This is a genomic window from Microbulbifer sp. SAOS-129_SWC (assembly GCF_039696035.1).
In the GTDB taxonomy this organism is placed as follows: domain Bacteria; phylum Pseudomonadota; class Gammaproteobacteria; order Pseudomonadales; family Cellvibrionaceae; genus Microbulbifer.
The window spans coordinates 21,687-41,379 of sequence record NZ_CP155567.1 but is presented as its reverse complement, the minus strand read 5'-3'; the positions used below and the strand labels follow the sequence as shown (position 1 = coordinate 41,379).

At 65.5% G+C, this 19,693-nt stretch carries 17 protein-coding genes; 12 read left to right on the top strand and 5 right to left on the bottom strand.

Annotated features, from left to right (window positions below; all coding sequences use genetic code 11):
* Nucleotides 1–12: 12 nt before the first annotated feature.
* Together ABDK11_RS00180 and ABDK11_RS00175 are read right to left on the bottom strand one after the other, a co-directional pair.
* Nucleotides 13–576 carry an L-threonylcarbamoyladenylate synthase gene (locus ABDK11_RS00180; protein ID WP_346838301.1) on the bottom strand — a complete coding sequence of 188 codons (564 nt, stop codon included), beginning with the start codon at nt 574–576 and terminating at the stop codon, nt 13–15.
* A gap of 5 nt (nt 577–581) precedes the next feature.
* Entirely contained in the window at nt 582–1,097 is a 516-nt protein-coding gene (locus ABDK11_RS00175; RefSeq protein ID WP_346838300.1) for a 5-(carboxyamino)imidazole ribonucleotide mutase, read from the bottom strand.
* 365 nt (nt 1,098–1,462) lie between these two features.
* Between ABDK11_RS00175 and rrtA the strand changes: the two genes are divergently transcribed.
* The 3 genes from rrtA to mdoH all read left to right on the top strand — a co-directional run bounded on the left by rrtA (nt 1,463) and on the right by mdoH (nt 5,997).
* Nucleotides 1,463–2,089, top strand: coding sequence for a rhombosortase (gene rrtA / locus ABDK11_RS00170; protein WP_346838299.1), 627 nt, complete (start codon nt 1,463–1,465; stop codon nt 2,087–2,089).
* Nucleotides 2,090–2,320: 231 nt separating this feature from the next.
* On the top strand, nt 2,321–3,871 hold the full coding sequence (locus tag ABDK11_RS00165; protein ID WP_346838298.1) for a glucan biosynthesis protein G: 1,551 nt from the start codon (nt 2,321–2,323) through the stop codon (nt 3,869–3,871).
* The gene (gene mdoH / locus ABDK11_RS00160) at nt 3,868–5,997 is read left to right on the top strand and encodes a glucans biosynthesis glucosyltransferase MdoH (protein WP_346838297.1); all 2,130 of its coding nucleotides are present in this window, start codon (nt 3,868–3,870) and stop codon (nt 5,995–5,997) included. Before ABDK11_RS00165 ends, mdoH begins: the two co-directional genes overlap by 4 nt.
* A gap of 24 nt (nt 5,998–6,021) precedes the next feature.
* Here mdoH and dprA read toward each other — a convergent pair whose 3' ends face one another.
* Entirely contained in the window at nt 6,022–7,155 is a 1,134-nt protein-coding gene (gene dprA, locus ABDK11_RS00155) for a DNA-processing protein DprA (RefSeq protein WP_346838296.1), read from the bottom strand.
* 82 nt (nt 7,156–7,237) lie between these two features.
* A complete protein-coding gene (locus ABDK11_RS00150; protein ID WP_346838295.1) occupies nt 7,238–8,308 on the bottom strand; it encodes a LysM domain-containing protein in 1,071 nt (356 codons plus the stop codon).
* Nucleotides 8,309–8,568: 260 nt separating this feature from the next.
* On the opposite strand from ABDK11_RS00150, the gene def reads away from it, so the two are divergent.
* The 9 genes from def (at nt 8,569) to ABDK11_RS00105 (ending at nt 18,616) form a co-directional block, all read left to right on the top strand.
* On the top strand, nt 8,569–9,075 hold the full coding sequence (gene def / locus ABDK11_RS00145; protein WP_346838294.1) for a peptide deformylase: 507 nt from the start codon (nt 8,569–8,571) through the stop codon (nt 9,073–9,075).
* 67 nt (nt 9,076–9,142) lie between these two features.
* Nucleotides 9,143–10,117, top strand: a complete 975-nt coding sequence (fmt, locus tag ABDK11_RS00140; protein ID WP_346838293.1) for a methionyl-tRNA formyltransferase — start codon at nt 9,143–9,145, stop codon at nt 10,115–10,117.
* The gene (gene rsmB, locus ABDK11_RS00135; RefSeq protein ID WP_346838292.1) at nt 10,107–11,411 is read left to right on the top strand and encodes a 16S rRNA (cytosine(967)-C(5))-methyltransferase RsmB; all 1,305 of its coding nucleotides are present in this window, start codon (nt 10,107–10,109) and stop codon (nt 11,409–11,411) included. Before fmt ends, rsmB begins: the two co-directional genes overlap by 11 nt.
* 90 nt (nt 11,412–11,501) lie before the next feature.
* Nucleotides 11,502–12,887: a Trk system potassium transporter TrkA gene (gene trkA / locus ABDK11_RS00130; RefSeq protein ID WP_346838291.1), complete on the top strand. Its 1,386-nt coding sequence runs from the start codon at nt 11,502–11,504 to the stop codon at nt 12,885–12,887.
* A 28-nt stretch (nt 12,888–12,915) separates the two neighbouring features.
* Nucleotides 12,916–14,367 carry a TrkH family potassium uptake protein gene (locus ABDK11_RS00125; RefSeq protein ID WP_346838290.1) on the top strand — a complete coding sequence of 484 codons (1,452 nt, stop codon included), beginning with the start codon at nt 12,916–12,918 and terminating at the stop codon, nt 14,365–14,367.
* Between the two features lie 111 nt (nt 14,368–14,478).
* Nucleotides 14,479–15,549: an efflux RND transporter periplasmic adaptor subunit gene (locus ABDK11_RS00120; RefSeq protein ID WP_346838289.1), complete on the top strand. Its 1,071-nt coding sequence runs from the start codon at nt 14,479–14,481 to the stop codon at nt 15,547–15,549.
* Between the two features lie 20 nt (nt 15,550–15,569).
* Nucleotides 15,570–16,265, top strand: coding sequence for an ABC transporter ATP-binding protein (locus ABDK11_RS00115; RefSeq protein WP_346838288.1), 696 nt, complete (start codon nt 15,570–15,572; stop codon nt 16,263–16,265).
* Nucleotides 16,262–17,425 carry an FtsX-like permease family protein gene (locus ABDK11_RS00110; protein ID WP_346838287.1) on the top strand — a complete coding sequence of 388 codons (1,164 nt, stop codon included), beginning with the start codon at nt 16,262–16,264 and terminating at the stop codon, nt 17,423–17,425. The genes ABDK11_RS00115 and ABDK11_RS00110 overlap by 4 nt, the downstream gene beginning before the upstream one ends.
* Before the next feature lie 3 nt (nt 17,426–17,428).
* A complete protein-coding gene (locus ABDK11_RS00105) occupies nt 17,429–18,616 on the top strand; it encodes an FtsX-like permease family protein (RefSeq protein ID WP_346838286.1) in 1,188 nt (395 codons plus the stop codon).
* A 44-nt stretch (nt 18,617–18,660) separates the two neighbouring features.
* On the opposite strand, the gene ABDK11_RS00100 is transcribed toward ABDK11_RS00105, so the two are convergent.
* On the bottom strand, nt 18,661–19,554 hold the full coding sequence (locus ABDK11_RS00100; RefSeq protein WP_346838285.1) for a lysophospholipid acyltransferase family protein: 894 nt from the start codon (nt 19,552–19,554) through the stop codon (nt 18,661–18,663).
* Nucleotides 19,555–19,693: the final 139 nt, after the last annotated feature.

Below are 19,693 nucleotides of genomic sequence, written 5' to 3'. Positions count from 1 at the left end.
GGGGATGGGTGTCTAGCTCGGGCGCACCACGCCGCCGCTGATCAGGTCGCGGATCTCGCTGGGGGCGCGGCGACCGCCGGTGGCACCGCCACCGACAAAATCCAGTTCGTCGCCAAAATAACGCAGCACCTGATACTTGTGCCGCGCCGCCTGGCTGCCGGCGGGATTCGCGGAGGTGGACACAATAGCACCGCCGTAGGCACGCGTCAGTGCCGCGGTAAACGGGTGATCGGTGCAGCGCAGCGCCACCGAGTGGTGGGCACCACTGATCCAGGCGGGGACGCGGCCGAAATGCGGCACCAGCCAGGTAACCGGGCCGGGCCAGGTGGCGTGCAGCTGTTGCAGCTGCGCGCCGGAGAGATTGTCCAACAATGCGCCAAAGTCGCGCTCGTCACCGGAGACCAGGATCAGGCCCTTTTCCAGCGGGCGGTTCTTCAGGCGCAGCAAGCGCTCGACCGCCTGCGCATTGAACGGATCGCAAGCGAGCCCCCATACGGATTCAGTCGGATGGGCAATGACGCCACCGGCGGCGATGGTGCGGGCGGCCTGCTGTACGGCGAGCGGGGAAAACTTCATCCCGCCTACCTGGACCGGCGCGATTGCAGATCTTTCTGCAATTGCACGTCCCTGGCGACGACGGCCTCGGCATTGGCGCGGCGCTCGTCGACCAGCTTCTGGTGCAGGTCGGTATCGACGCAAGCGAGGATCTGCGCAGCCAGATAGGCGGCGTTCTGCGCGCCGACCTTGCCAGTGGCAACCGTGGCCACCGGGAAACCACCCGGCGTCTGCACGGTCGGCAGCAGCGTATTCAGGTCGCCTGCGGACACATCGATGGGCACACCGATCACCGGCCTGAGTGTTGCCGCCGACACGGCCACGGCCAGATGCGTAGCCACACCGGAGGCACAGATAAAGGCGGCGCAACCGCGCTGGTCGGCGTCGCTGACGTAGTCGCGGGTGCTGTCGGGCGAGTGATGGGCGGAGGAGACTTTGACCTCAAACGGGATATCAAATTTATCCAGGACGCCGAAGGCAGCTTCCATCACCGGCAGGTCGGAGTCAGCTCCTATCAGAATGGCGACAAAAGGCTTGCTCATGTCTGTTCTCTTTTACACTGGCGATGCGGGAAAACGCGGCAATCTAACGAATAGTAGAAGATTAGACAAGTACGGCACGGTGCGGCCTTGCGGTACCCGCAACACGCAAGAGCCGATAAAACCCCGCCGGGCGCGCGGCGCTCTGCGCTGATGCCGCTATCGATAGCGACAATAGCGCGCCCCCATCCTGGCGGCCAGCAAGGTTTTTGCCGGGCCGGAAAAATTCATACACAACGAAAAAGTGCCGGCGGTGCAGCGGTTTTCCGCCGCGCTGCGCAACTGTCCGTGACGCGGCGCCGTCGATGGCGCAGCGCCATCCCCCTGTGTGATACTGGCAGTTGTTTTATTGTTTTCGACCTATCCGCATGATTGAAATCACCACCGGCCGGAGGCGCTGCGGACTGCTCGGCCCCCTGGTGCTGTTTATCGCCATTGCCGCCTGTTGGTGGTGGAGCGCGCGCCTGCAAGGCCCGCTGATCTACGATCGGGCACTGATTGCGCAGGGACAGTGGTGGCGCCTGCTGAGCGGCCATCTCACCCACTCCGGCACCGCACATTTTCTCCTCAACAGCGCCGGCCTGGCACTGCTGTGGGTGCTGCACCGGTCCCATTACCGCCCGGCGAATTTTTTCGGCGTCGTGGCGCTGATCGCGCTCGGTTGCGGTCTCGGACTCTACTGGTTTTCACCGGCGACACAGCTGTACCTGGGGCTATCCGGCGTGCTGCACGGCCTGGTGATCTGGGGTGGCTACCGCGACATCGCCAGCGGCTGGCGGACCGGCTACCTGCTGGTGGCCGGTACCTGGGCCAAGGTGGCGTGGGAGCAACTGGTCGGCGCCAGTGACGCCACCGCCCGGCTCATTGGGGTACCCGTGGCCACAGACGCCCACCTGTGGGGGGCGGCAACGGGATCCCTGCTGTGCCTGGGGCTGCTCGCCCACCAGCGCCTGTCGACCGGCAGCAGCGACCAGCGTGCGCCCGAGCGCGCCTGAACCCGCGCCGGCGAGTCCATTGAGCAGCCGCCATGCCCCACCGCGCAACACCGCGGTACCCGCCGCTAGCGCCCGAAACCGCAGCCAAATTCGCCATCGTTCAATTTTTGTGCACTAGTTCCGGATAAATCCGCGGCGGATGGCGTCTAACGCCAACTCTGGCGCGGCAATTTCCCTGTCTGCGCCGGCTCGCAGCCAACTTCAACGGAATTACCCAGGTGGGGAGGTCATGTGCATCGATCGGTAGCAAACACTCTATGGAGGCTCAGCGCACTGTTGCTGCTGGCGGGCATGGCAAACCTGGCGCCCGCCGCCGAATCCGGCAAGCCACCGGCCACCGAGGCGCATGCATCGGCCAGTTTCAGCCGCGCAACAGTACTGACGCTGGCACGCAATCTGGCACAAAAGCCCTATCAGGCGCCGGCCGACGCGCTGCCGCCGGAACTCGCCGATATCAGCTACGACGAATACCGCGATATCCGCTTCGCTCCCGCCCGGGCCCTGTGGGCCCATGAGAACCTGCCCTACCAGGTGCAGTTCTTCCCGCTCGGCCTGTTTTTCAAGAACCCGGTGCAGGTGTATGAGGTCGAAAACGGCAAGGCCCGACACATTCCCTACAGCCCCGACCTCTTCACCACCGGCGATGTCATGAACAAGCCGCTGCCGCGCAAGGACATCGGCTTTTCCGGTTTCCGCCTGCACGCACCGATCAACTCGGACTACTTTGACGAGCTGGCGGTGTTCCAGGGCGCCAGCTATTTCCGCTCGCTGGGGCGCCACCAGAGCTACGGCCTGTCGGCGCGCGGCCTGGCGCTCAAGACCGCCGACCCGGCGGGGGAAGAATTCCCGGCTTTCCGTACTTTCTGGATTGAAAAGCCGTCCGGCGACAGCAATACAATCACCGTCGACGCACTGCTCGACAGCCCCAGCACCACCGGCGCCTACCGCTTTACCATCCGCCCCGGGGACAACACGGTGATGGATGTCGAGGCGACCCTGTTCCCGCGCGTCGACCTCGACAAGGTCGGCCTGGCGCCCGCCACCAGTATGTTCATGTTCTCGATGAACGACCGCCGTCACGCCGACGACTATCGCCCGCAGGTGCACGATTCCGACGGCCTGCTGATCGAGAACGGCAAGGGCGAGCGGCTGTGGCGCCCGCTGGCCAACCCGAAGCAGCTGCAGGTCAGCGCCTTCGCCGACGCCGACCCGGTGGGCTTCGGGCTGATGCAGCGCGAACGCGACTTCGCCCGCTACGAGGACCTGGAGGCGCACTACGAGAAGCGCCCGAGCCTGTGGATAGAGCCAGTGGGCAACTGGGGCAAGGGCGCGGTGACGCTGGTGGAGATCCCCAGCCAGTCCGAGGCCAACGACAATATCGTCAGCTACTGGAATCCGCAGCAGGTCCTCAAGGCCGGCTCGGAATTCAGCTTCGCCTACCGCATGATCTGGGGCACCCAGCCCGCGTCCAATGCGGTGCGCGTGGTCAGCACGCGCTCCGGGCGCGCCGACATCAAGAAGCCGACACCCAACCGGCTGTTCGTGGTCGACTACGCCGAGAGCCTGCCGCCGGCGGAGAAACTGCCCGGGGCGACAGTCACGGCCTCCACCGGCACCATCAAGAATGTGGTGGTGCAGCGCAACCCGACCACCAAAGGCTACCGCGTGAGTTTCGAACTGGATCCGGACGGCAGCGCGGTGGCGGAACTGCGCCTGGAGCTGAAATTTGCCGATGGCCGCGAGGCGGAGACCTGGGTTGATCGCTGGGTGCCCGATTCGTGAGCGCCGGCACACCGGCGCAGCGGCCGGGCGCCATGCCGCCGCAGGATCTGAAATCCTTCAGCCGCCGCACCCCGTTAGACGGCCACGCCGTGCGCTCGCGCGGCTGGCGGCGCCTGCTGGTGTTCGCCGCCACGCTGGCGCTGTGCAGCTATGCCATCGGCGAAATGTGGATGGTGTTCCGCGCCGGCTCCGTGGCCTGGCCGGAATACGTGGTATTGCTGTTATTCGCGGCTACCTTCTGCTGGATTGCGCTGGCCTGCGTCACCGGCGTGGCCGGCTTCTGTGTGCGCATGTTCGGCACCCGCCCCGCCCCGCTGACCCAGCCGCTGACCAGCCGCACCGCGATACTGATGCCCACCTACAACGAGGATCCGGCGCGGTTGTTCGCTGCGGTGGAAGCCATGGCCCGCGGTATCGCCGCCGGTGGCGAGGGCCACTCGTTCGACTGGTTTTTCATTTCCGATACCACCGACCCGGACATCCTGCTGCAGGAAGAGGAGGCGCTGCTGGCGCTGCGGCGCCGGCTCGGGGCCCAATACCGCGTCTACTACCGCCGCCGGCGCGAAAACCGCGCGCGCAAGGCGGGCAATGTCGCCGATTTCTGCCGCCGCTGGGGTCGTCACTACGACCACCTGCTGGTGCTCGACGCCGACAGCCTGATCGAGGCGGAGACCCTGATCCAGCTGGCGCGGCGCATGGAGGCGGCCCCGGATACCGGCCTGATCCAGACCATTCCCACCCTGATCCGCGGCAACACCCCGATGGCGCGGCTGCAGCAGTTTGCCGCGCGCATCTACGGGCCGGTAGTGGGTACCGGGCTGGCCTGGTGGGCGGACCGGGACGGCAACTTCTGGGGTCACAACGCCATCCTGCGCACGCGCGCCTTTATGGACTGTGCCGGCCTGCCGGAGCTGCGCGGGCGGCCGCCGTTCGGCGGTCATGTACTCAGCCACGATTTCGTCGAGGCGGCGCTGTTGCGGCGCGCCGGCTGGGCGGTAACCATCGCCTGGGACCTGGACGGCTCCTACGAGGAGAGCCCGCCGTCGCTGATCGACATGGCGGTGCGCGATCGCCGCTGGTGCCAGGGCAACCTGCAGCACGCGCGGATACTGCCAACCCGCGGGCTGTCCTGGGTCAGCCGCATGCACCTGCTGACCGGCATCATGTCGTACCTGAGTTCGCCGCTGTGGCTGCTGCTGGTCCTGTCCGGTTTCGCGCTGACACTGCAGGCCCACTTTATTCCGCCGGACTATTTCGCCAACGGCTCGACGCTGTTTCCGGCCTGGCCGGTGCTCGATGCCGAGCGCGCCCTGCGGCTGTTTTCCACCACCATGCTGGTGCTGTTCACGCCCAAGATCCTCGGCTTCGCCAGTTCGCTGCTGGAAGCGCGCAGCCGTCGCGGCAGCGGCGGTACCCTCGGCCTGGCGAAAAGCTTTGTCCTGGAACTGCTGCTGTCGGCCCTGATCGCGCCGGTGATGATGCTGATCCACTGCGGCGCGGTGGTATCGGTGCTGCTGGGTAGCGATGGCGGCTGGAATCCGCAGCGCCGTGAAGACGGCAGCCTGCCGTGGCGGGACGTGTGGCGCCGCCACCGGCTGCACATGGCCGTCGGCATTGCCCTCGGTGGCGCCGCCTGGCTGATCTCCTGGCAGCTGCTGGCGTGGCTGTCGCCGGTGATCGTGAGCCTGGTGCTGGCGGTGCCGCTGTCCTACTGCACCGCCTCGCCAACCCTGGGCCGCCTGCTGCGCCGCGGCGGTTGGCTGTGCACGCCCGAGGAGGCCGCCGCCCCGGCCATCGAACAGGCGCTCGCGCGCGTGCAGCCGCTGTACCGCGATATCGTCGCCGCGGCACCGCGGCCACACCACCTCGCCGGCAATCTGCCCCTGGCGCGGCGGCGCCTGGCGCTGATCGACCCGGTGCCGCCGCGGCAGCCGGGCAGCCCCGGCCCACGCGAGGCGGTGGTGATCGCCAAGCTCGGCGAAGCGCGCAGCGCCGCCGAGGCGCTGTCGTTTATGGATCGCGGCGAAACCGCCTGGCTGCTGTCGAGCCCGGAGCTCTATGGCCGGCTGGTGGCAATGCTGGAGCGGGAGTCGCTGCCGACCGAGGTGACCGCGGCGCGCGCCTGAGCGCGCCGCTCAGTGCTGTAACTGCTAGTGCTGTGGTTCTAGATAGGCGGCGCCACGGCGTGTCAGCTGGTAGCCGCCGGGCAGTGTCTCCACCAGGCCCGCCAGCTCCAGTTGCAGCAGTGCGGCCATCAGGCTGCCGGCGTCGCCACCGGTGTCCGCCGCCAGCTGCTCGATACTGCGCGGATCGCCGCCCAGCGCCGCAACCAGCGCGCGCTGCTCCGGCGGCAGCGGCGCCGCGGCGGCGTCCTGCGGCACGGACGCGACTGACAGCAACCCACCCAGCTGGCCGGCGATATCGGCGCTGGTCTCCACCAGCGCGGCGCCGTCGCGGATCATTTTGTGACAGCCGCGCGCCAGCGGGTTGTGGATCGAGCCGGGGATCGCAAATACCTCGCGGTTCTGCTCCAGCGCCAGGCGCGCAGTGATCAGCGAGCCCGAGCGCAGTGCCGCCTCCACCAGCAGTACCCCCAGTGACAGGCCGCTGATGATGCGATTGCGGCGCGGAAAGTGCGCCGCTTCCGCGGCGCTGCCGAGCGGCAATTCGCTGATCACGGCGCCGCCGCTGGCGATGATCTCCCCCGCCAGCGCGGCATTGCGGCGCGGGTACAGTTTGTCCACGCCGCTGCCCAGCACCGCCACGGTGGCGCCGCCGGCCTGCAGCGCGCCGCGGTGCGCGCTGGCGTCGACACCCAGTGCCAGTCCGGAGGTGATGGTGAAGCCGGCGCCGGCCAGGTCGGCGGCGAAGGCGCGCGCGTTATCGAGACCCGCGCGGCTGGCGCGACGTGCGCCGACCACGGCGATCTGTGGCAGGTGCAGCGCATCGGCGTTGCCGCGCACATACAGCAGCGGCGGCGGCCGCGAGATCTGTGCCAGCAGCGACGGGTAACCGCCGTCGCCACAACACAGCAGCTGCACGCCGGCGTCGGCACAGCGCGCACGCTCGGCCGCGGCCCACGCCGCGAGTGCGCTGGCGGCGCCGCGGCGCTCGTACTCGCGCCACAGCATGCGCGCGCTGTCCGGCAGCCGGTCGAGGAGTTTGTCGGGGAAATTGTGCAGCGCGGCGACGGCGTCACCGCAGTGTTCGAGCAGTTGCCAGTAGCGGCCGGGGCCCATACCGTCGAGGCGGCACAACATCAGTGTGGCGGTCAGCGCATCCATGCGATTCACCGGGATATTCGAGTTTTTACGGTAGTGGCGGACCGGAGATCCCGGTCCGCCGGAGAGAATCCGGACGGTGCGCTTAAGGGTTGCGCACCAGGTCCATCACTTCAAGCGGCCGATCGGCTTCGAGCACCAGTGCCAGGCTCATCTTGTCGAAGGTGCGGAAGACCATCATCAGGCCGGCGCGCTCGTCCGGCAGCTTGACGTCCTCGCGCTCGATGCGGTCGCGCACGGTGGCGCCGCGCTTGTAGATGGCCAGTACATGGCCCGGCTGCAGGCCCTCGCGCTCGCCGCGATTGATCGCGACCACGTCGTATTTGCCGATCTGGGTAACGCCTTCATCGACGCCCATGATCACGCCGTCCACCGGAATCGACGGTGCGCCGGGCTGGAACAGCGCGGCGATGGAACGTTCCTCGGCGGGCATCAGCCGGTCTTCGAGGCGCACTTCGCGCGCCACGCGGGTGACTTCCATGGTGGCGACGGCAAAATCCTGGCGGCGGTCCGGGTCCAGCTGGAACAGGTCGGCGGAGCCGACATCCAGCGCCTTCATGCCCAGTTTTTCACCGGTGTAGGGGTCCACATACAGCTCACCCGGGCGGTAGATACCGTAGGAGGCCAGCGGCTCGTGGAAGTCGCCGCGCACGTAGATCTTATCGCCGGCGCCGTTGAGGATGCGCTGGTCGGCACCGGAAATCACATAGGGCGTACCGTTGAAGGCGTCCAGATCGACGATGCGGGTGCGCGACAGGAAGGCGTTGATGGCCTCCAGCGGCACCGCCGGGATCGCCTCGGCGATCGCCTCGCGGCGCACCTGCGGGTGCAGCGCATTGCTGTCGGTGGCCGGAGACAGCTTGTACGGGCGCGGGCCGCGCTCCAGCTGCAGCTGTGGCTGGCCCTCGACGTAGACCAGGCGCAGGCGGTCGCCGGGGTAGATCAGGTGCGGGTTTTCCACCTGCGGGTTAGCCTGCCAGATCTCCGGCCAGTACCAGGGCTGGGCGAGGAAGCGAGCGGAGATATCCCACAGGGTGTCGCCCTTCTGCACCACATAGACGTCCGGGTGGTTGGGGTTGAGGCGCACCTGATCCTGTGCGTGAATGCCAAAAGCCGCCGCCAGCGTCAGGGCCGCGGCCAGAATAATTTTTCTCATGGAAGCATTCCTATGCTCTTTATCGCTATAATTCACAGCGCCGGGCCGCTGGCTGAGTGGCTACTGTCGTCACAAGCTGGCGGAGGCCACTAGAACAAAATGGCTTCAATCGGCAAATATTGAGCGCGATCATTATGTTATCAGCGCAAGTTCCACGATTACTAGAAGTTTGTCACAGCTGGACAGCTCTGGAAATCGTGGCGAGCGTGTGCCTGCGTCCGGGCACACGTGTAGTAAATTGACAGAGATGCCCAGGTGTTATGGCCAAACTTGAGATACTCGAATTCCCCGATCCGCGTCTGCGCCAGGTCGCCAAGCCGGTCGAAAAAGTCACCGACGAACTGCGTACGCTGATCGACGACATGTTCGAAACCATGTACGAGGCCCCCGGCGTCGGCCTCGCCGCGACGCAGGTCAATGTGCACCAGCGCATCGTGGTGATTGACGTATCCGAGGAGCAGAACGAGCCGCTGGCGTTCGTGAATCCGCAGGTCGAGGTGCTGGACGAGGAGATCCACCAGTACGACGAGGGCTGCCTGTCGGTCCCCGGCTTCTACGAGACCGTGGAGCGGCCGCGCAAGGTGCGGGTCAAGGCGCTCGACCGCGGCGGCGAACCCTTCGCCATCGAGGCCGAAGGGCTGCTGGCGGTGTGTATCCAACACGAGATCGACCACCTGGACGGCAAACTGTTCGTCGATTACATCTCGCCGCTGAAGCGCAATCGCATCCGCTCCAAGCTGGAAAAGTCCCAGCGCAAGCGCGCCTGAGCCGGCGCCACCGCGAACCCGAATACCCACCGCCGGCCAGCCCGGCGGTTTTTGTTTGTATGAGTCTATGACCCAGCCACTGAACGTTATCTTCGCCGGCACGCCGGATTTTGCCGCCGTGCACCTGCAGGCGCTGCTCGACAGCCCGCACCGGGTGATCGCCGTCTACACCCAGCCAGACCGCCCCGCCGGGCGCGGTAAGAAGCTGGTTGCGAGCCCGGTCAAGCAACTGGCGGCGCAACACGATATCCCCGTCTACCAACCGCCAAGCCTGCGCGACGCAGAGGCACAGGCGCAGCTGGCTGCGCTCGGCGCCGACATCATGGTGGTGGTGGCCTACGGCCTGATCCTGCCGCAGGCGGTGCTGGACACGCCGCGCCTCGGCTGCGTGAACGTGCACGCCTCGCTGCTGCCGCGCTGGCGCGGCGCGGCGCCGATCCAGCGCGCCATCGAGGCCGGCGACGCCGAGAGCGGCGTCGCGATCATGCAGATGGAGGCGGGCCTGGATACCGGGCCGGTGCTGGTGGAGCAGCGCTGTGTGATCAGCGCCGCCGATAGCGGCGGCAGCCTGCACGACAAACTGGCTGAACTCGGTGGCCCGGCGCTGCTCGAGGCGCTGGCGCAGCTGGCCAGCGGCAGCGCCGCGCCGCGGCCGCAGGACGACAGCGCGGCCAATTACGCCGCCAAGATCAGCAAGGAGGAGGCGCGCCTGGATTGGAGCCGCCCGGCCGACGAGCTGCAGCGCCAGGTGCGCGCCTTCAATCCCTTCCCGGTGTGCTGGACCACTTACCGCGACAGCAAGGGCGCGCAGCGCCTGCGGGTCTATCGCGCCAGACACGAGCGCGGCTGCCACAGCGAGGCGCCCGGCACCATTATCAATGCCGACGACGAGGGCATCCTGGTGGCCTGCGGCCGCGAGGCGCTACGCCTCGAACTGCTACAGCTGCCCGGTAAAAAGGCGCTGCCGGCTGCGGAAATTCTCAAGGGCTACCGCGCGCTGTTCGCGCCGGGGCAGCGACTGGGGCAAGCCGATGACGAATGACGCGCGCGCCCTGGCGGCGCAGGTCCTGACCAAACTGCTGGCGGGCCAGGGCTCGCTGGCGCGACTGCTGCCGCGCGCCGAGGCCCAGGTGAGCGAGCGCGACCGCGGCCTGCTGCGCGAACTCTGTTACGGCGGTGCGCGCACCGCGCCGCGCCTGCAGTTGCTGGCGGGCAAGCTGCTGCGCAAGCCACCGGCGGACAAAGAGGTGGAGGCACTGATCCTGCTCGGGCTGTACCAGCTGGAATACACCCGCGTGCCCGATCACGCCGCGATTTCCGCCACCGTTAACGCCGCCCGCGCCCTCGGCCTCGACCGCGCCACCGGCGTCATCAACGGGGTGCTGCGCAACAGCCTGCGCAATCGCGAGCCGCTGCAGCGCAAGCTGTCCGGCAACCCGCAGTTCAGCTCCATGCACCCGGCCTGGCTGCAGCAGCAGATCAAGGCCGCCTGGCCCGAACGCGCCGGCGACATCCTGCGCGCCAACAACGCCAGCCCGCCGATGGCGCTGCGCGTCAACAGGGCCAAAACCTCCCGCGATGACTACCTGCAGCAGTTGCAACTGGCCGGCATAGAGGCGCGCCCCTGCGCCATCTCGCCGGTGGGCATCGTGCTCGACGAGGCCTGTGCGGTGACCGAGCTGCCCGGCTTCGACGAGGGCCTGGTCAGCGTGCAGGACGAGTCCGCCCAGCTGGCGGCGCTGCTGCTGGCACCGCAGCCGGGCGAGCGGGTACTGGACGCCTGCGCGGCGCCCGGCGGCAAGACCTGCCACCTGCTGGAGCTGCAGCCGGACATCCATCTCGCCGCGCTGGATATCGACGAGGAACGCCTCGACCGGGTAGCGGAAAACCTGGCCAGAATCGGCGCCGAAGCGGAACTGATCTGCGCCGATGCCGCCGCCACTGCGGACTGGTGGGACGGCACCCCCTACGACCGCATTCTGCTCGACGCGCCCTGCTCCGCCACCGGCGTGATCCGCCGCAACCCGGATATCAAGCTGCTGCGCCGCGCGTCGGACATTGCCGAGCTGGCCGAGCTGCAGGGGCGCATCCTGCGCGCCCAGTGGTCACTGCTGAAGCCCGGCGGCAGCCTGCTGTATGCCACCTGTTCGGTGCTGCCGGCGGAAAACGCCGCGGTGGTGGCCCGTTTCGTTGCGGAGACTGATGATGCGAGCGACAATACGCCGCAATTGCTCGGCGGCAGCGCCTGGGGCGAGCCGCAGGCCGCCGGCATGCAGCTGTTTCCACAAACCGACGGTGGCGACGGTTTCTACTACGCTCTGTTGCACAAGGCGTAGGCAGCGCGCTACCCAACCTTGGCCCTTTTCCAGTTTACGGTGCGCACGGCGCGCCCTGCGGCCAGTATAAAAAGTCGGCTGTAATCGCTTATGAAAATCATCATTCTCGGCGCGGGTCAGGTGGGCGGCTCGCTGGCGGAAAGCCTGGCCTCGGAGCGCAACGACATTGTGCTGGTGGACAACGAGGAGAAAACCCTGCGCGAACTGCGCGATCGCCTCGATATCGGTATTGTCGCCGGCCACGCCTCCCACCCGAATATCCTCCTCGATGCCGGCATCGAGGACGCCGATATCCTCGTCGCCGTAACCAACAACGACGAGACCAATATGGCGGCGTGCCAGATCGCGCACTCGCTGTTCAAGGTGCCCACCAAGATTGCCCGCGTGCGCGCCGCCGCCTACCTGCAGTACCCGCAACTGTTCGATCCACAGGCGATCCCGATCGATGTACTGATCAGCCCCGAGCAGCTGGTGTCGGAATATATCGCGCGGCTGATGGAACACCCGGGCGCGCTGCAAGTGCTGGACTTTGCCGGTGGCCGCGTACAGCTGGTCGCGGTGCGCGCCATCCAGGGCGGGCCGCTGGTGGGCCACCAGCTGCGCTACCTGCGCCAGCACATGCCCAAGGTGGACACCCGTGTCGCGGCCATCTACCGCCGCAACAGCCCGATCATTCCCCAGGGCGACACGGTGATCGAGGCCGGCGACGAGGTGTTCTTTATCGCCGCGCGCACCGATATCCGCGCGGTGATGAGCGAATTGCGCCGCCTGGAACAGGGCTACAAACGCATCATGATCGCCGGCGGCGGCAACATCGGCCTGCGCCTGGCGCACAAGCTCGAGCACCGCTACTCGGTCAAGCTGATCGAGCGCGGCCACCAGCGCTGCCTGTTCCTGTCTGAAGAACTGTCCAACACCATCGTGCTGCACGGCAGCGCCTCGGACCAGGAAATGCTGCTGGAGGAGAACATCGAGGACACCGATGTGTTCCTCGCGCTGACCAACGACGACGAGGCCAACATCATGTCGTCGCTGCTGGCCAAGCGCCTCGGCGCGCGCAAGGTGATGACCCTGATCAACAACCCGGCCTATGTCGACCTGGTGCAGGGCGGCGAGATTGATATCGCCATCTCGCCGCAGCAGAACACCATCGGCAGCCTGCTGACCCACGTGCGCCGCGGCGACATGGTCAATGTGCACTCGCTGCGCCGCGGCGCCGCCGAGGCGATCGAGGTGATCGCCCACGGCGACGAGCGCACCTCCAAGGTGGTGGGCAGGAAAATTGAGGATATCGACCTGCCCGAGGGCGCCGCCATCGGCGCCATCGTGCGCGAGACCGCGAGCGGCAGCGAGGTGCTGATCGCCCACGACGATGTGGTGGTGAAGACCGACGACCACGTGATCGTGTTCCTCGTGGACCGCCGCCATACCCGCCACGTGGAGCAGCTGTTCCAGGTAGGATTCGGGTTCTTCTAACAATAACGACACGGGCTGATTGGCGCCGATGCGAATAGCTGTAATTGCGCGAGTTTTCGGAATTCTCCTGACGGTGTTCAGCCTGACACTGCTGCCGCCGATCGGCGTGTCGCTGTGGTACGGCGACAACACCCACAGCGCGTTCAGCGCCGCCTTCGTCATCACCCTGGTCACCGGCCTGTTCATGTGGCTGCCGGTGCACGACCTGCACCAGGAACTGCGCACCCGCGACGGCTTTGTGGTGACGTCGCTGTTCTGGCTGATTCTCGGCTGTTTTGGTGCCCTGCCGTTTATCATCAGCAACCAGCCGCACCTGCATGTCACCGACGCGATTTTCGAATCCATCTCCGGCATGACCACTACCGGTGCCACGGTAATTACCGGTCTCGACAGCCTGCCGCCGGCGATTCTCTACTACCGCGGCCAGCTGCAGTGGTTCGGCGGTATCGGCGTGATCGTGATCGCGCTGGCGATCCTGCCAATGCTGGGTATCGGCGGCATGCAGCTGTACAAGGCGGAGGTGCCGGGACCGGTCAAGGACACCAAGCTGACACCGCGCATCGCCGAGACGGCGCGGGCGCTGATGTGGATCTACATCGCCATCACCATCGCCTGTATCCTCGGCTACTGGGCTGCCGGCATGACCATGTTCGACGCCGTCTGCCACGCCTTCGCCACCGTCGCCAACGGCGGCTTCTCGACCCACGATGCGAGCATGGGCTTTTACGCCAACAACCACGCGATCATGATCGTCAGCATCGTGTTCATGCTCGCCGCCGGGGTCAATTTCAGCCTGCACTTCTACGCCTTCCGCAACCGCAGCCTGTGGCACTACTGGCGCGATTCCGAATTCCGCTTTTATATGGGACTGACAGCCTGTGCCTGCGCGCTGGTGGTGGGCTACCTGTGGATGTCCGGTACCTTCAATCTCAGAACCAGCCTGTTGCACGGCGTGTTCGAGGTGGTGTCGATCGGCACCACCGCCGGCTTCGGCTCGGTCAACTTCGCCGCCTGGCCCGCTTTCCTGCCCTACGTGCTGATTCTGGTGGGCATCGTGGGTGCCTGCGCCGGCTCCACTTCCGGCGGCATCAAGGCGGTGCGGGTGATGCTGATCATGAAATCCGGGCTGCGCGAACTGAATCGCCTGGTGCACCCGAGTGCGGTGATCCCGATCAAGGTCAACCGCAAGATCATTCCCGAGCGGGTTACCGATGCGGTGTGGGGGTTTTTTGCCGTCTATATCCTGTCGTTCTTTACCCTGACCGTGGCGGTGATGGCCTGCGGTGAAAACTTCGAGACCGCCTTCTCCACCGTGGCCTCGTGCATGGGCAATATCGGCCCGGCGCTGGGTGACGCCACCGCCCATTACGGCGGCCTGGACGAGCGCGCCAAGTGGCTACTGATCCTGGCCATGCTGCTCGGCCGCCTGGAGATCTTCACGCTGCTGGTACTGCTGACCCCGGCCTTCTGGCGCAACTGACCGGCGCCGCAGTCGCCCCGCCGCAACGCCTACCCGGGGCGATAGTCAAAGTTGCTTTTTTCTGCCAGAGTTGGCCCCTATACAGGAAGTAACGACAATAATCGGGGTGCCATGGGCAACAACACCAGTGAGCTGCTCGGCCAGCTCAAGATTGATCGCGATGCCAGGACCGCACCGCCGCCGTCGCAGCGCGGGCTGATCGCCGGTGCCATCGGCGCTGCCGGCGGCCTGCTGCTTGGCGCGCTCGCGGTTTCCCTGTTCACCGGCGCCCCGTCACCGGCTCCCCAGACAACCGCCACCATCGAGCCCGCCGTCACACCGGTCAGCAGCGCGGATCCCTCCCCCGCCGAGACATCCGAACCGATACCCGGCGCCGCCGTGCTGAATGCCTCCGGCTATATCACCGCGCGGCGCATGGCCACCGTATCGGCGCAGGTGATGGGGCTGATCACCAGTGTCGATGTCGAGGAAGGTATGCGGGTCAGGACGGGCCAGGTACTGGCGCACCTCGACGACGCCAAGGCGCGCACCAACCTGGAGCTGGCGGAAGCCAAGGTGACGGTGCTGCGGGCACGCCTCGACAGTATCGTCGCCAATCTCGGCGAGGCGCACCGCCAGCAGGTGCGCTACGCCGACCTCAGCGACAAGCACTACTCCAGCCGCGCACAGCTGACCCGCAGCGAGGCCGACGTGCAGAGCCTGCAGGCGCAGCGCGCCAGTGCGCGTGCCGACATCAAGGTGGCGCAACTGGAAGTACAGCGCCAGCGCGAATACCTGAACGACCTCACCATCCGCGCGCCCTTTGCCGGCGTGGTCACGGTCAAGAATGCCCAGCCCGGGGAAATCGTCGCGCCCAGTTCCGCCGGTGGCGGGTTCACCCGCACCGGTATCTGCACCATCGTCGATATGGATTCGCTGGAAATCCAGGTGGATGTCAATGAGGCGTTTATCGGCCGCGTGTCCACCGGACAGAAGGTGCGCGCCAATCTCGACGCCTACCCCGACTGGGATATCCCCGCCACCGTGGCGGCAATCATCCCCACCGCTGACCGCGCCAAGGCCACGGTGCGAGTGCGCATTGCGATCGACGAAAAAGACGCGCGCATACTGCCGGACATGGGCGTCAAGGTCGCCTTCCTGCAGCGCGACGAATCAGTGATAGAGGATTTACCGAAACAATAGAATCACCGGAGGAATCGGCGATGTCAGAGGGTGTGCTGTTTGAGTTGAAAGGGGTCAGCAAGAGTTTCGTCAAAGGCAAGGAGAAGATCTCAATCTTCGACAGTCTCGACATGACCATTGAGCGCGGTGAGTTCCTCGCCATCATGGGGCCGTCCGGCTCCGGCAAGACCACGCTGCTGAATATGCTCGGCGGCGTCGACCAGCCCAGCGGGGGTGAGATCTGGTTCGACGACGAGCGCATCGACCAGTACAAGGAAAGTCAGCTGACCCGCTGGCGCGCGCACAATATCGGCTTCATTTTCCAGTTCTATAACCTGATGCCGATGCTCAATGCCGCGCGCAATGTCGAGCTGCCGCTGCTGCTGACCAATCTTTCCAAGGCACAGCGGCGCGCCAGCGTGGAAACGGCGCTGACCCTGGTCGGCCTCAACGACCGCGCCAGGCATATGCCCAGCGAAATGTCCGGCGGCCAGCAGCAGCGCGTCGCCATCGCCCGCGCCATCGTCTCCGACCCACAGCTGATCCTGTGTGACGAACCCACCGGCGACCTGGACCGCAAGACCGCCGACGAAATCCTGGAAATGCTGCAGCTGCTCAACCGCGAGCACGGCAAGACCATCGTCATGGTTACCCACGACCCGGCCGCCGCCGACTACGCGAAAAAGACCGTGCACCTCGATAAGGGCGAATTCGTGCACAAGGAAGTGGCGGCATGAGCGATTTCTATTTGATCTACAAGAACATGACGAGGAAGCCACTGCGGCTTTTTCTGACCTGTTTTGCCATTTTTATCGCCTTCCTGATTTACGGCGCGGTGACCACTTTGAAAGGCGCACTCGATGCGGGTGTGGATCTGGCCGCGGACAACCGCCTGATGGTGGTCAACCGCATCAACTTCACCGTGCCACTGCCGATTTCCTATTTCCGCAAGGTCGCGGCAATGGACGGCGTGAAAAATGTAACCCACGCCAACTGGTTCGGCGGCTATTACCAGGATCCGAAAAAACAGCTGGTGGTGATGGCGGTGGATCCGGAATCTTATCTGCGTGTGTATCCCGAAGTCGTGGTAAAACCCGAGCAGAAAAAATCCTGGTTGCGCGACCGCCAGGGCATTCTGGTGGGAGAGAAGCTGGCAAAGATCTACGGCTGGAAAGTCGGCGACAAGATTCCGGTTTCGTCGAATATTTTTTCGCAGAAGAACGGCGGTCACACCTGGGATTTCGTCATTGACGGTATCTTTACCGGGAATACCGAACAGTACGACACCGGCTATATGGTGTTTCACTACAAGTATTTCCAGGAGACCCAGAGCTTCGGCGGCGACAATATCGGCTGGCTGGTACTGACTACCGAAGATCCATCGCTGAATGAAAAAGTGGCGAAAAAAATCGATACGACGTTTGCCAACTCCGCATTCGAAACCGATACCAGCACGGAAAAGGCTTTCAGCAAGGCGTTTATCGAACAGATCGGTAATATCGGCCTGATTATTTTCGGTGTGGTGTTTATGGCCTTCTTCACCATTCTGGTGGTCGTGGGCAACACCATGGCACTGGCGGTGCGCGAACGCACCGGCGAAATCGCCGTGCTGAAAACCCTCGGTTTCTCCAGCGCGCGCATTTTCAAGATGGTGCTGCTGGAGTCGCTGCTAATCGCACTGGTCGGCGGCCTCGCCGGACTCGGTGCCGCCAAGTTGCTGATCGAGGGCGCCAAAACGGCGATGGCACAGTTCCTGTCCAACCTGGTTATGGGTGGCGATATCGTCGTGCAGGCGGTGGGCTATATGTTGCTGCTGGGCCTGGTCACCGGCCTGCTGCCGGCAGTCAACGCGCTGCGCCTCAATATCGTTACTGCATTTAACCGCGCGGGGGTGTGAGCCATGGGATCTCTATTTTCACAGATAGCCACCGTTACGGTCATGAATGTGCGCAGCCTGCCGCGGCGCCTGTGGATGTCGCTGGCGATGGTGCTGGCCTCGGCGGTGGTGGTGGCGATCCTGCTCGCCTTCCTGGCCATGGCCAAGGGGTTTGAAACCACCATGAACAGCGCCGGCTCCGACGGCGTGGCGATGCTGATGCGCGAGGGCGCGGCGGCGGAACTGAACAGCGTCGTGACCCGCGACCAGGTCAGCCTGGTGGAGGACCTGCCCGGTATCGCCAGTGACGCGAAGGGACCGATCGTGTCGCCGGAACTGTACGTGATCGTCGACGGCACCAAGAAGTCCACCGGTACCGACGCGAATATCCCGCTGCGCGGGCTCGATGCCGCCGGCATGGCGCTGCGCGGCAACGTACAGCTGACCCGCGGGCGCAGTTTCCGCCCGGGCACCAACGAGCTGATTGTCGGCGAGGGGGTGCTGCGGGAATTCGATGGCTTCGATGTGGGCAGCGAAGTGCGCTTCGGCAAGAACACCTGGAAGGTGGTCGGCGCCTTCTCTACCGGCGGCAACGTGTTCGAGAGCGAATTGTGGGCCGACGCCAAGGTGATCCAGAGCCACTACAACCGCGGCAGCAGTTTCCAGACCATCCGCGTGCGACTGCAGCAACCGGGCAATGTGGAGCCGCTGCAGAAAGCCATCGCAGCAGACCCGCGCCTGAATCTCGACGTGCAGACCGAGAAGGCCTACTTCGCTGGCCAGGGCAAGCAGCTGCAGTACATGGCCATCTTCGGCCGCGTGATCAGCTTTATCATGGCGCTGGGCGCGCTGGCCGGTGCGCTCAACACCATGTACACCTCGGTGGCCGACCGCGCGAAAGAAATCGCCACGCTGCGCGCGCTTGGTTTCAGTAACCTGTCCGCCTTCTGCGGCACCATCGCTGAGGCCCTGGTACTGGCGATTACCGGCGGACTGCTCGGCTCCATCGCCGCCTACCTGTTCTTCGACGGCCTCAATGCCTCCACCCTTGGTGGCAGCTTCACCCAGGTGGTGTTCCGCTTCGAGATGTCGCCGGAACTGTTCGTGCAGGGCGCCGTACTGGCACTGGTGATCGGCTTCGCCAGCGGCTTCTTCCCCGCCTGGCGCGCGGCGCGCCTGCCGGTGATCGTGGCGTTCCGCAACGGGGCCTGAGGTGTCCCGCGGTCAGGGAGGAAAGGCAGGACCGTAAGAGCCGATTAGCGCTTTTGCCGCTGGTAAATACGCGTCTTGCCTTCCGGTCCGCGCCGGAAACGCTTGTACTCCCACTGGTACTGATCCGGCGCCTCGGCGATACAGGCCTCGACACCCCGGTTCAGCGCCGCCAGCGATACGCGGGTCTCGTCGCTGTAGATTGCCTGTTCGGCGGGCAGGAACACCAGCTCGAAGCCATCCTCGACCCGCTTGCCGAACCCGAACACACAGCGGCAGCCGGTGCGCTGCAGCAGGTTGTGGGCCAACGTCATGGTCAGCGCCGGTTTGCCGAAGAAGGGCGCGAAGTCGCCGCCACGGGTGTCCGGCTCCTGGTCCGGCAATACCATCACGATACCGCCGCCCTTGAGCGCCTTCAGCAGTGCGCGCACGCCGTGCACGTTGGTGGGTACCATCTGCACCCCGGTCATTTCACGACCACCGCGGATGATCGGGTCCAGCGCGGCGAGCTTCGGCGGCGCATACAGCGCGGTAGACTGGCCCAGTGTGGCCAGGTACATGCCGAAGATCTCCCAGTTGCCGGTGTGCGGTATCAACACCAGTACACCGTGATCCTCGTGTATCTCTTTGCACAACAGCTGCTGGTTGCGCACCCGCACTATCTGGTCTTCGCTGCGGTTCCACGGCTGGCGCCAGATGGTCGCCACTTCAAAGCCGGTAATCGCGGTCTGTACCACACTGCGCCGCGCCAGCTGTTCGCGCTCGACCGGATCCATGCCCGGGTAGCAGATGGCCAGATTGATGCGGCTGACCCGCAGGCTCTCGCCGCGGGTCAGCACCGCGATCTTGCCCACCAGCCAACCCAGCCGCCGGGTCCAGTGCAGGGGCAGCCTGCCCACCAGTTTCAATGCTGTAGCCGCCAGCCGGCCTTTGATATCCAATTGCAACTACTTCCCAATTCCAGAGTCGAACGCGGGGTCTGTGGGGATACGCCCCCCCGCTACACCAATTATGGCGAGTTCAGCGCGACTGCGTGGCAGCGGCGCCTTTAGTGCGCCACCCGCTGCCGCTATAATTGCG